Raw genomic sequence first — 13,040 nt, forward strand, 5'->3', positions numbered from 1 at the left:
ATCATTGCTTTTAGCCGTCGAGTTCGCCTGCTATCAGTGCGAGATTTTGAATGGCCGCCAGGCCCCATTGTGCCGTGTCATTGGTCGAAACCCAGGGCGCTTCGACGATGGGATTCAATACATCCGGCCCGGTAATTTCCTCTGTGGCGAGACTTCGGCCTGTCCAGTCGCGTGTGAACTCCCGCTGGCGGGTGAACTCCCTCCAGGCCCGCTGTGCCAGCTTTCTGTCACCTTCCTGCACCGCCACATAGGCGGTCAGGCGCGAGTGCGCTACCGTCAGGCTGTTATTGTGGAAAGGCCTGCCCAGCGCGGCCTTCTGCTCCTCGTCACTGGCACTGTAGTATCTGCCATAGCGCAGCCAGGCTGCCTTGAACTCGGGCACATCGATCAACTGATTCAATTCAGCGCATATTTCAATCAGGCCAAAGACCGCACTCAGATGTGAAAGACCCGGCCCGGTATCCGGAGGGGGAAGCAGTTTTTTGCTGTCGACATCAAAACCGAAGCCTCCAGCAAAAAATCCCTGGGGATGGCCGCCGATAGATCGCATGGCATTCTCGAGCCAGCTCCGATACTTCTCGTCTCCGGCGCGCTCCCACGCCGTCAGCCAGTTGGCCGCGGCGGAGCCCCAATCGGTACCGACGCCAATTCTGGCCTCGCCGGGCATCGGTTTCTCGTTAGGCAGTTTCCGGTGCGCATTGACTTCGGCGAGTTTCCTGTCAGCCTCTATGACTTCATTGAGCACATCACCAGTTCGCTCATCACCGGTCAGGAAATAGTGGAAACGTCGATACGCGGCCGTGCTGATGCGCAATTGTTTGGCACTGCATCCCCAATGCTGGACATTGTGGCGCGTACCCAGACCTTTGAAACGCCCCAGGTGATACATATCGACATCGCGGTTATGGCGGGTCATGGCTTCCGCTATCCGGAAAGTATCGGCATCGCCAGTTCGCAAGAAGGAGTACCACAACCACAAATCTGGTGACAGTTCCGAATTGTCCCAGGCATAGCCGCCGATATCGTACCGCCACACGTGACGGTCGGCGTCATAGGTGTGCATGACGTCACCGTAGTTCCAGAAGCCGTACCAGTGGTGCTGGTCAATCTGCTTCTTGTAGTACTGCACCGACCAGGCAAGCCTGTCCTCGATAGCCTTTTTCATCGGCGTGGACCTGTCGGGCAGGCTCCACAGGGAACCGAACACGCTCGCCTTGAGATAATCCTCGGGGGCGGCGACAACCTGGGCCGGTTTGCGGATGGTATCCGCCAGTGCGATGGTGTCGGCGCGCGATGGGGTGGCGCCCAGAACGCACAGGGTAAAGTCTGTGCTGCGGGCGACGCCGTAGGCACTTCCAAACCCCGGCTCGTAATCTTCGTAAGTGATATTGAGGGCGTCGAGCTGTTGCTCATAGGTCTCCTGCCCCATGCCGTCATGGTAGAAACGCACATCCATGGGGGGCGCTTCGGGCGACCAGAACCAGAGGGTGGCTTCAGACACGTCCGCGCCGGCATTGCGGATATCGATCTGCGTCGGGTGCAGCTGCCAGAAGTCCCGCATGCCGAAGAGCACACCGCCCGAAACTCCGCCCAGGTAGCCCACGCCGCTGGCCCGCTGTCCCTGAGCGGCGTCTATCCAGCCATGGCCGCTTTTGGTTCTCTTTTTGACGGAAAAACCATTCGCGTTCAGTTGCGAGAGGCTGTAGTCATTCCACACCGGAATCCAGTGCATGCGGCTGCTGACCCGGCTGTCCCACTCGCTGAGCGGGGGAGTCGCAACACCATCTATTTGCGCCTGCCTTACGGCCCGCCCGGGGTCTCTCCGCAAACCGGTGATTCCCTGCGGCGATTCACTCCAGAGACCGTTGTCTTCCCCCACAAAGCGGACATGCCGATTGTACGGCTCGTCGCGCTGAACCACTTCAAAGCGGAAACCCAATCCTCTGATAAAATCTTTTTGGTCATCGCCGTCAAAGACAAAGTTGTGGCTGATGCGGAGCGACTCTCCGCCCGCATAGAAATACAAACGCAGGCTAAAAGGCAGCCATTCGCGGCCCGCCTCCGTGCGATGCACACCTTCCAGTTTGATCACCGCGCGAACCGGCCCCTGTTGCTCCGCCGTGGCTCGGGTGATATGGGCCTGAAATGACTCTGTCTGGACCGCGGATTCGATTTCGACGCCGTCCTGTACAAGGCCGACAAGCCTGGCATTTTTTGCAATCAAACGATCATCGCGCAGCATTTCATAAATGATATGCGGGCCGCGTTTGGGGATAACCCAGCGCACAACACCCGTATCCACTTCGAACCTATCGCGGAGATTCTCGACGCGAACGGCCATCGCCGGCGCCGGGTCGGAGCCCTTCTCGACCCGGAACTGGCTGCCCAGTGAGGTGTTGGCGGCTATTGCGTGCGCCGTCCATTTAACACTGCCATCGGGCCAGTAGGCGGTGGGCCAGCTCTGCAGCGCCACTTTGCCGCCCCGCTCATTGACCAGGCAGAGCGCCTGCCCGGGCTCCATTGCCCCCTGGGGCCATGCCTGTCCCCAGGTCGCACCGGATTTGATGACGGGCTCCTCTCCCTCCAGCCAGCTCAAATGGCCTTCTTTGCGCATGGGAGAGATAGACGAAAGAGGCGCCGGCGCAGAAGCCAAAGCCTTATGCATGGCCTGCCCTGCCAACGGCAGGGAGGCGGCCAGTGCGCCTTTCTTGAGAAAATCGCGTCGATCCATCACTGTAATTCTTCGTTATTATTTGATCGGCCGACCCCAATGGAGCCGCATAAAACAGGTAGAGATTATTTATACCCCATGTGATCTATTATGACAATATATGATCATATATGATCATTAATATTGACAAGAGAGTCGGGTATTGCCGGAAACCCGCGCTGGTCAACCGGCTACCGACACCGCCTCGAGCTCCAGAGTCCTGCGCCATCGCTGCTTATAATGTTCAAATTTTTTCAGGCGTGTCGCCCCACCGCTTTGCGCCAATGGTCTGTTGACGCCCCCAACCCAGTCCACCAGAGATGCGCACCCCTGCACCGTGCCCGTGTCATCCGCGGACAGCCAGACTTGCTGATGGCCCCGCAACTGCGCCAGCAATGCGCACAGAATGGGGTTTTTGAGAAAAGCGCCCTCAACGAAAATATCGCCCCGCGCACCGAGCAGATCCAGCAGGTAATCCAGCATCAGGGCGCAGTACAGCGAGGCCAGCGCGGCCCCGCAGCCAGTGGGAACAACGCCTTCAAGCCTGCCATCCCGGCCCGGGAAAGGGCCACTGCCGCCGCTGAAATCCGGCAAGGCCATGGTGCCCGCATCGATCAGTTTCTGCAGTTCAGTTTCGCCGTATTGCTCATCGATTGCCGCTCCCGCCCGCTTGCAGACAGCCGCATATTCCCGCCCGCCCATAAAACGCGCGCAGGCCACCGGTTGTCCGGTGACATCCACGTTGGCCAACATATCGCGACCGGCTTTCAACCCCTCCAGCGGCGTACCCGACACCATCAGGATCGACCAGGTTCCGGTGGAAATTACCGTGAAAGGCTTATCGGCACAGGTGGCGCGGTAACGCAAAAAACTGGCGTTGCTGTCGTGAACACCGGCGAATACGCGACAGGAATCCGGGAGCCCGGTCAGCTTCCCGATCTCCGGCCTGATACATCCAAGCTGGGTCCACGCCGGCACCACCCGGGGGAACAGGTGCCGCCATCGCAGGTTTTCCACCAGCGAAGAGAAATCAGCCGTTGCCGGCGACCAGAGATCCGTATGGCATCCCAGTGACGTTACTTCCGAACAGCACTGCCCCGTTAATCGCCAAGCCCAGTATTGCGGATACATAAGGATATCCGTCGCCCGCGCGAATGCTTCGGGATACAGTTGCCGCTGCCAATAGAGTTGACGTCCCAGGTTCAGGCCGGCCGGCAGAGCCGGGGAATAAGTCTCGGAAAATTCGGGGCGCAAGCGGTCGTAGCGGGGATTACAGCTTTCGATACCGGTATATTCGTAGTCCAGGACGGGCAATACCAAACCCGCCTCTTCCCCATGGCGGTTGATCAGTGCAGCCGCCGCGCCGTGAGTGGTGATGCTGACGGCCGAAATCAAATACTCCTGCGCCGCCTCACCGATTCCCCTCAGCATCCACTGCCAAAGACCCTCGATATCGAAATGGGGATAGGGCGCACCACTCAATACCCGGTTGTCGGTCTGCCGGGAAAAAACCGACTCCCCGGCATTATTGAGAAGATGAAGTTTGACGTGGGTTTTCCCCACATCCAGAACCAGCTTGTAACTCATTGGCAGCCATTCTCATTCGATAGTCAGCGCATTGTGTGTAAGAGCCTCTGCTTAAAGTCTCGAATTTGAGCGCGACGGGGCGGGATAGCCCGTCTGGCAGCCTTATGAGAAGACTTTAAAACAGCCTCTAACGGTGACGCCGTGGCTTTGCCTGTCCAGGTGAAGTCACTCGCGGCACTCGGCCTCACCTCGATCAATATAAAGTACCGGTGATCTGTTTTGCAATATTTTAATCATAAAGCATCAAAACTCGTGTTTGACCACATCAAAACAATCACATACAATCATTATCAATCAACAAAAAGCCTATATGTCCCTTTGCGCATCGCAGCCGTTCAAATTAGTCAGATAGAGTGGATTTAGATGACCTCACCCCTTCAAAACCTTTGGGATGACCAGATAGCATCTCGCCTGAGCGAACCCGAACAACTGAAGTATCGCTCCAACCTTCTGGGATCCGATCTGCGCATCACCAACTACGGTGGCGGCAATACATCCGCCAAGATCTTTATGCGCGATCCGTTGACCGGCGAAGAGACCCAGGTGCTCTGGGTCAAGGGGTCCGGCGGCGATCTGGGCTCTATCGAACTGGACGGTTTTTCCACGCTGTATATGGATAAGCTGCAACAGCTGAAAGACCTTTACCGGGGCCTCGAACATGAAGACGAGATGGTGGGATACCTGCCCCACTGCACCTTTAACCTGAATCCCCGCGCAGCCAGTATCGACACCCCCCTGCACGCCTATATACCTCATCCCCATGTTGACCATATGCACCCGGATGCGGCTATCGCCGTCGCCTGCACGAAAAACAGCAGGGAGCTGACGGAGATGATCTTTGGCGGCGATATGGGCTGGCTGCCCTGGCAGCGTCCCGGCTACGATCTGGGCCTGAAACTGGAAAAAATGGCGGCCGGCAATTCGCACCTGAAAGGCATAGTCCTCGAAGGCCACGGCATTTTTACCTGGGGGCCCACGTCCAAAGACTGTTACCTCAACACCCTGGACATTATCCAGCGGGCCGCCGATTGGCTGGCGGACAACAATACAAATGAGGCGTTCGGCGGGAGCCGCTATGACGCCCCTCTTGATGCCCCCCCTCTCGATACAGAGAAACGCAAGTCCGTGGCCGCCAGGCTGATGCCCCTGATTCGCGGCAAGATCACCAATGCACAGCGCAAAATCGGTCACTTCGATGATTCCGCCACCATCCTGCAGTTTGTGAACTCCCGTGAACTGACAACCCTGGCGGCCCTGGGCACTTCCTGTCCCGATCATTTCCTGCGCACCAAAATACGCCCCCTGGTTATCGACTTCGATCCCACCGGCGCCGACCTGGACAGCGAGCTGGCGCGTTGCGTGGAACAACTGGATCAGCAGTTGGCGGCTTATCGCGAGGATTACACCGCTTATTATCAGCGCTGCAAACGCGACACCAGCCCGGCCATGCGCGACCCCAATGCCGTGGTCTACCTGATCCCCGGCGTAGGCATGATCACCTTCGCCAAGGACAAGGCCACCGCCCGCATCGCCGGCGAGTTCTATATCAACGCCATCAACGTGATGCGCGAAGCCAACGGCGTCGGCGAATATGTTGGCCTGGACGAGCAGGAAGCGTTTGATATCGAGTACTGGTTACTCGAAGAAGCGAAATTGCAGCGCATGCCCAAACCCAAGTCACTGGCTGGTCGCGTCGCCTTCATTACCGGTGGTGCCGGCGGCATCGGCAAAGCCAGTGCCGTGCGCATGCTGCACGAAGGCGCCTGTGTGGTGCTGGCCGATATCGACCGGGAGGCATTGGATACCGCCGTCGTCGAGCTCTCGGCGGTCTACGGCCCGGACGTAGTGCGCGGGACGCACTGCGATGTGACTAGCGAAGCGGCGGTCGCAGATGCCATGGCCGCCACATCACTCGCCTTTGGCGGACTGGATATCCTGGTCTCCAACGCCGGTATCGCCAGTTCCGCCGCACTGGATGAAACCAGCCTGGAATTGTGGAATCGGAATATCAGTATTCTGGCGACGGGCTACTTCCTGGTCAGTCGGGAAGGCTTCAAGCTGATGAAAGCGCAGCACACCGGCGGCGCCATGGTATTCGTGGCCAGCAAGAACGGGCTGGTGGCCTCGCCCAATGCCTCCGCCTACTGCACTGCCAAGGCAGCGGAACTCCAACTGGCGCGCGGCGTCGCCCTGGAAGGCGCACCGCTGGGTATTCGCTGCAATGTGGTCAACCCGGATGCGGTGCTGCGCGGCTCCAAGATATGGACTGGCAAGTGGCGGGAAGAACGTGCCGCAGCTTATCAAATGGAAGAAGATGATCTCGAGGGGCACTACCGCGAGCGCAGCCTGCTCAAGCGCGACGTCCTGCCGGAAGATATCGCCGAGGCCGTATACTTCCTGGCTTCCGACCTGTCGGCCAAGTCCACCGGCAATATAATCAATGTGGACGCGGGGCACGCGCCGTCGTTTACCCGCTGAGCCTGTCGCCCCAAAAGAGAGAAAACAGTAGAGGGAAGACAATAATGAAAGAAGCTATCCCATCAGCCCTGATCGCTGAGCAGAATGAGAAGCTCGCCCGCGACCTGCATAAAGACTACGACGCCCTCGGCGAGAAACTGTCCCGCACGGGCCTGGACATAGAGCAGCTTACGGCCCGTGCCCAGGCCTTTGAACTGGCCGTGCCCTCCTGGGGCGCCGGCACCGGCGGCACCCGCTTCGCCCGTTTTCCCGGCGTGGGCGAGCCACGCAATATCTTTGAAAAGGTCGAGGACTGCGCGGTGATTCACCAGCTCTCCGGCTGCACCCCGCTGATCTCACCGCACTTCCCCTGGGACCAGGTGGAGGACTTCTCCGAACTGAAGCAGTACGCCGACAGCTACGGCATGGGCTGGGGCTCGGTCAACTCCAATACCTTCCAGGACCAGCCCGGCCAAACGCATTCCTACAAATACGGCAGCCTCAGCCACACCGCGGAGGCTGTGCGCGAACAGGCCGTCGCCCACAACCTGGCGTGTATCGAGTGGGGCCGGCAACTGGATTCTAAGGCCCTGACAGTGTGGGTCGGGGACGGCTCCAACCACCCCGGCCAGCAGCATTTCCAGCGCGCCTTCGAGCGCTACCTGGACAGTGCGCGCACCATCTACAGCGCCCTGCCGGACGACTGGGAAATGCATATCGAACACAAGATGTTCGAGCCCGCCTTCTACTCCACAGTGATCCAGGATTGGGGCAGCAATATTCTCGCCGCCATGGAACTGGGGGACAAATGCAAATCGCTGGTGGATCTCGGCCACCACGCCCCCAACGTCAATATCGAAATGATCGTCTCGCGCCTGATTCAGTTCAAAAAGCTCGGTGGCTTTCACTTCAACGACAGCAAGTACGGCGACGATGACCTGGACAGCGGTTCGCTGCACCCCTACCAGCAGTTCCTGATTTTCAACGAACTGGTGGATGCCGAATACCGCCAGCAGGACGGCTTTGGGCCCGACTATATGCTGGATCAGTCGCACAACGTGACCGACCCGATTGAAAGCCTGATCAATTCCGCGGTCGAAGTGCAGCGCTCCTATATCAAGGCCCTGGTGGTCGATCGCGAGGCCTTGAACAGCTATCAGGAAAACAACGACGCGTTGATGGCCAGCAACACCCTGAAAGCCGCCTTCAATATCGACGTATCGCCGATCCTGGCGATGGCGCGTCTGCGCGGCAAAGGCGCCATAGATCCGATCGCTGTTTACAGGGCCTCCGGCTACCGCGCGGAAACCGGTAAAAAACGGCCCGCTTCGGGTGGCAGCAGTTCCGGTATTGTCTAGATTTTCTTCTCCTCATCTGCGCCGGTTTGCCGGCGCTTTTTTTAACTTTCGGCGTAACGACTCAGCTCTCGGAACTCGGAACTCGGAACTCGGAACTCGGAACTCGGGACTCGGGACTCGGGACTCGGGACTCGGGACTCGGAAAAGAATACCGGAGTTTGAGGCGAAGGCCTGATACCGGGATTCGTTTGCGGGACCGTCGGCGGCCATGGACGGCCGCCGCCGAGCGTGCAGGGACGTATTGAGGGGGGGCGCCTAGCCCGTGTCCCGCAAACGAATCCCGGTAGCAGGGCCGCCCCGGCCTCTCTTACTGGCAACTGGGGATGTCCCCCGATTGAGAAACCATCATCGGGCAGCAAATGCTAATAGGCAGCGTTTTAACGAGAGCAAAAAGTATGAACACTGCATTACCGGGCACCCCCCTCCATGTGGGCCTTTTCGCCACCTGTCCCGTGGACCTGCTTCGCCCCAGTGTCGGCTTCGCCACCGCCAAATTGCTGGAGCAGGCCGGTTGTCGCGTCAGCGTGCCGCCGCAGAGTTGCTGCGGCCAGGTCGCGTTCAATAATGGCGACCCGGACGCGACCCGAAAACTTGCCTGGCGCATCGTCAAAGATTTCGAACCCTTCGACTATATTGTGCTCCCCTCAGGGTCCTGCAGCGGCATGATCCGGCTTCATTACCCTGCGCTGTTTCGCGATGATCCCCGTTTCGATCGGGTTAACCGCTTCTGCAGCAAAGTCTATGAACTGACCACCTTCCTGGCAGAGGTAATCGACTATCGACCGGCGGCCCCCAACTGCAATCTGGCACAGCGCAATATCACCTACCACGACAGCTGCGCGGGCCTGCGCGAACTCAATATCCGCGACCAGCCCCGCCAGCTGCTCAAGCAGTGCGCCGGGGTCGACGTCACGGAAATGCGCGATACCGAAGCCTGCTGTGGATTCGGCGGTACCTTTTGCGTCAAGTTCCCGGCCGTCTCCAACCGCATGGTGGCCGACAAGGTGGACAATGCCCGCGATGCGGGCGCCGATCTGCTGCTGGGCGGTGATCTTTCCTGCCTGCTGAATATCGCCGGCAAAATCCAGCGGCAGCAAAACGAAAGCCCCCAGCTCTCCAAGGTGCAGGTGCGCCATGTGGCGGAAGTGTTGGCGGGCGATCTCGACGCTCCGGCCATCGGCGAAGGCGCAGAGGCGCAAATACCCCATGAGTAGCGTGCAACCCTACGTGCCAAACAAGGATTTTATCTATCGCGCCGCTGATGCACTCGCCGATTCCCACCTGCAGCAGGCACTGGCCAAGGCCGGGCGCGGTTTTGTCGACAAACGCTCCGCGGCGGTGACGCGGGTTCCCAATTTCGAAGCCATGCGCGATCGCGCCCGCGCGGTGCGGCAGAAGGCCCTGCAGGACCTGGATATCTACCTGCTGCACTTTGAGAAGAAGGTTACCGAAGCCGGCGGCCAGGTACACTGGGCCGAAACACCGGCGCAGATGCGGGAAATCGTCCTGCAACTATGCGCGCGACACAGCGCCACGCGGGTGACCAAAGGCAAGTCCATGGTGGGCGAAGAGGTCTACCTCAACGAGGCCCTGGAAAAAGCCGGCATCACCCCCTTCGAAACGGATCTGGGCGAATACATTCTGCAACTGGCCAAGGAACCGCCCAGCCATATCGTCGCCCCGGCGTTGCACAAGACGCGGGCCCAGATACAGGATCTGTTTCTGCATCACCACGCCCTGGGGGAGCGGGACCTGAGCGCCGTCGAAGCCATCGTCGACGAGGCACGACAGGTCATCCGCGACCGATTTCTCAGGGCCGATATCGGCATCACCGGGGCCAACCTGCTGATCGCCGAAACCGGTACCGTCGCCATCGCCACCAACGAAGGCAACGGCGACCTCACCGCCACCCTGCCCCGGGCCCATATCGTCACCACCACCATCGACAGAGTGGTGCCCACCTGGGAGGATGCCAGTGCAATTTTGCGGGTACTCGCCCGCAGCGCCACCGGCCAGCAGACCACCACATACACCTCCTTCTTTACCGGCGCCAGGGGCGACACCGACAAAGACGGGCCGGAAGCTTTTCATGTGGTGTTGCTCGACAACCGCCGCAGCCAGTTGTTAGGCAGCGAGTACCAGGAGATGCTCCACTGCATTCGCTGCGGTGCCTGTATGAACCATTGCCCGGTCTATCAGGCCGTCGGCGGCCACACTTACGACAGCGTCTACCCGGGGCCCATGGGTGCCGTTCTGACACCGCTGCTCCGCCACCGCGATGGCGATTACCAGCTGCCCAATGCCAGCACCTTCTGCGGGCGCTGTGAATCCGTATGCCCGGTCAAGATTCCCCTTCCCGACCTGATGCGCAAGCTGCGCAATCGGGAACAGCAGGAAGCGCGATTCAAGGGGGCCGGATACTGGATCACCAAAGTTTTTTGCGCGCTCGCCGCGTCGCCGCGGCTATACCGCGCCCTGACCAGTATCGGCACGAAGCTCGCCGCCGCGCTGGGGGCCAGACGAGGCCGCTTCAGCAAGCTGCCGCTGCTCGGCGGCTGGACGGCGCACCGGGATTTCCCCGCGCCCCAGGGAGGCAGCTTTCAGTCCCAATGGCGCCGCAACGGCAAGGCACAACCCCCTGTGGGAGCCTGCCCCGCAGGCGATTAATACGGTGCCGGTAGCAACACCGCTTTCGCCTTGCAGTTTTTTTTTGCTCCCGCAAAACCTGCATTTCCGCTGGGCGGCACTCCGCTGGGCGGCACTCCGCTGGGCGGCATTCCGCTGGGCGGCATTCCGCCGTCCATGGCGGTCACAAGCAGGCTGCCACATTGCTGGGGCCATAACGAAAGGAATAACAATGAGCAGTTGCCGCACGGCAATCCTCTCACGCATCCGCCAGGCCCTGAATAAACGGGGCACGCCGACGGATATTGACGAAGCCTTTGCGAACCTGACGCAACAGGTGCCTTCGCCTGTGCAACCGCCCCTATCCGCCGGAACGGTTGAAGCCTTCAGCCGCGCTGCCGCTGACAATGGCGCTGAGATGCATCGCATCGAGACGCTGGAGGAACTGCCCGGCTGGGTGGCGACGCGGGCGGCAGAACTGGGGCAAACGCCCAGCGTAGTTGTGGCCCCGCAATTCGCCGACACAGGCTTGCAGTGGACAGCCATTGAAACGCTCGACCAGGTTCGCCAGGCAACCGACTGGGGCCTGGCTTGGGGCTGCGCCGGCATTGCCGAAACGGGAACCGTCGTCTCCGTCAGCCGGGACTGCCCCAGCAGTTCGCTGTTTCTGGTACAGCGCCTGATTGTGGTTCTGGATCGCGCGGATATCGTCGCCTACCAGGAGGAGGTCTGGGACCGATTGCGTCAGCGATTCAGTGGCCGTATCCCCCGCACCGTCAACCTTATTACCGGCCCGTCCCGTACGGCGGACGTCGAACAACAGATTCAGATCGGCGCCCATGGCCCGAAATGGACTGACTATGTCATCGTTGATTAAGTCCATGATCCTCTTGGCGACCGGCTTGAAGGAACTTATGGCCCTCCCTGCCGCAAAACATGGACGATTTTTTCGCTCGCGGAATGCCCCAATTTGCTCGCTCAAGCCAACGAATCCATCATTTCTCGTCATATTTCATCAAACTGGCATTATTTTGCCCCTTTATTGGCTAATATGCGTTCAACCTACTGCAGATATGGTTAGATATGGATAAAATAGGTGACACATTGACCAGAGCCCCCCAAAAACAGGTAAATCCCGTGTTGGAAAAACAACGCCACCAGTTGATTCTCGATATCCTCGACGAGCAGCAGTTTGCCAGCGTGCGCAGCCTGTCGACCCAGCTGAGCGCCTCGGAAGCCACCATCCGCCGGGATCTCACCAAGATGGCGCAGGAGGGGCAGCTGAAGAAAATCCGCGGCGGTGCTGAAGCGCTGCCGTTGGGCGATAAAAAACTGAGGCGGCCGCACCTGACGGGTTCGGCGTTTCTGGTTGATAAAAAGAAACAGACTGACGTCAAACGGCTGATCGCCCGCAAAGCCGTTGAACTCTGCGAGGACGGTGAATCCATTATCATTAATGGAGGCAGTTCCACCTATATGATGGGGGAATTTCTGGTCAGCCGGCAGCTCAATATCCTCACCAACTCTTTCGTTCTGGCGCAAGAGCTTTCAGAGAACAGCGACAATCAGATCACCCTTCCCGGTGGAGAGATCTACCGCAAACAGGGCATTATCCTGAGCGCCTTTGAAAACGACACCATTCAGTATTACCACGGCAGCAAGATGTTTATGGGAACACCGGGTATTGGTGAATTTGGTGTTATGGAATCCGACCCCCTGCTGATTCGCGCGGAACAAAAACTCAGGAAACAGGCCGATCAACTGATTATTCTGGCGGACAGCTCCAAACTGGGGAAACGCAGCAATTTTATTTTCAGTACCCTTGCCGACGTTGACGTGCTGATTACCGACAGCCAGGCCGACCAGGATATGCTTCGTATGTTCGAAGCTCAGGGCATCAGGATTGTGACTGTGGAGGCGCCAGCCAGGGCCGGAGCGGAAGCTAACGAAGCTGCTATCTAAAACTCAGGTTTCGGAGTTCGCGGAACCAGCCTTAGTGCTATTGAGTCATGAACCGCACCCTGTGGGAGCCAGCCCTGCTGGCGAATAATAACGTTGCCATTTAGCACCGTCTTTTCGCCTGCTGGGCAGGCTCCCACAACAGACACAGTGCACGACCAAGCGGCATTTGCTGTATGTTTTTCCCGCAATAGTAAACGGCGACGCTCCTGGACCAGACTGCCCAGTGTGAACTGCTTCACGTTTACCCTGATTCTATCGCCCTGGCAGTAGCCAATCCTGCCCGGGCAATACTGCGTTCATATCCTTCAACCCCAAATCGTATATACTCGGCCAAACGCGAA

The 13,040-nt window shown here is 59.0% G+C and carries 8 protein-coding genes; 6 read left to right on the plus strand and 2 right to left on the minus strand.

From position 1 onward, the window contains the following. Window positions 1-10 precede the first annotated feature (10 nt). Together FHS09_RS10265 and FHS09_RS10270 are read right to left on the minus strand one after the other, a co-directional pair. On the minus strand, window positions 11-2,731 hold the full coding sequence (locus tag FHS09_RS10265; RefSeq protein WP_246394827.1) for an exo-rhamnogalacturonan lyase family protein: 2,721 nt from the start codon (window positions 2,729-2,731) through the stop codon (window positions 11-13). Window positions 2,732-2,893: 162 nt separating this feature from the next. Then, window positions 2,894-4,297, minus strand: coding sequence for an FGGY-family carbohydrate kinase (locus FHS09_RS10270; protein ID WP_183459477.1), 1,404 nt, complete (start codon window positions 4,295-4,297; stop codon window positions 2,894-2,896). 363 nt (window positions 4,298-4,660) lie between these two features. Between FHS09_RS10270 and FHS09_RS10275 the strand changes: the two genes are divergently transcribed. From FHS09_RS10275 to FHS09_RS10300, 6 genes are all read left to right on the plus strand, one after another. Continuing rightward, the gene (locus FHS09_RS10275) at window positions 4,661-6,775 is read left to right on the plus strand and encodes a bifunctional rhamnulose-1-phosphate aldolase/short-chain dehydrogenase (protein WP_183459479.1); all 2,115 of its coding nucleotides are present in this window, start codon (window positions 4,661-4,663) and stop codon (window positions 6,773-6,775) included. 44 nt (window positions 6,776-6,819) lie between these two features. Next, a complete protein-coding gene (rhaI, locus tag FHS09_RS10280; protein ID WP_183459481.1) occupies window positions 6,820-8,112 on the plus strand; it encodes an L-rhamnose catabolism isomerase in 1,293 nt (430 codons plus the stop codon). A 395-nt stretch (window positions 8,113-8,507) separates the two neighbouring features. After that, entirely contained in the window at window positions 8,508-9,326 is an 819-nt protein-coding gene (locus FHS09_RS10285; protein ID WP_183459483.1) for a (Fe-S)-binding protein, read from the plus strand. After that, a complete protein-coding gene (locus FHS09_RS10290; RefSeq protein ID WP_183459485.1) occupies window positions 9,319-10,779 on the plus strand; it encodes a LutB/LldF family L-lactate oxidation iron-sulfur protein in 1,461 nt (486 codons plus the stop codon). Before FHS09_RS10285 ends, FHS09_RS10290 begins: the two co-directional genes overlap by 8 nt. A 190-nt stretch (window positions 10,780-10,969) precedes the next feature. Further along, window positions 10,970-11,614 carry a LutC/YkgG family protein gene (locus FHS09_RS10295; protein WP_183459487.1) on the plus strand — a complete coding sequence of 215 codons (645 nt, stop codon included), beginning with the start codon at window positions 10,970-10,972 and terminating at the stop codon, window positions 11,612-11,614. 260 nt (window positions 11,615-11,874) lie between these two features. Further along, entirely contained in the window at window positions 11,875-12,699 is an 825-nt protein-coding gene (locus FHS09_RS10300) for a DeoR family transcriptional regulator (protein ID WP_183459489.1), read from the plus strand. Window positions 12,700-13,040: the final 341 nt, after the last annotated feature.

The sequence above is a fragment of the Microbulbifer rhizosphaerae genome, assembly GCF_014191725.1.
GTDB classification, from domain to species: Bacteria; Pseudomonadota; Gammaproteobacteria; order Pseudomonadales; family Cellvibrionaceae; genus Microbulbifer; species Microbulbifer rhizosphaerae.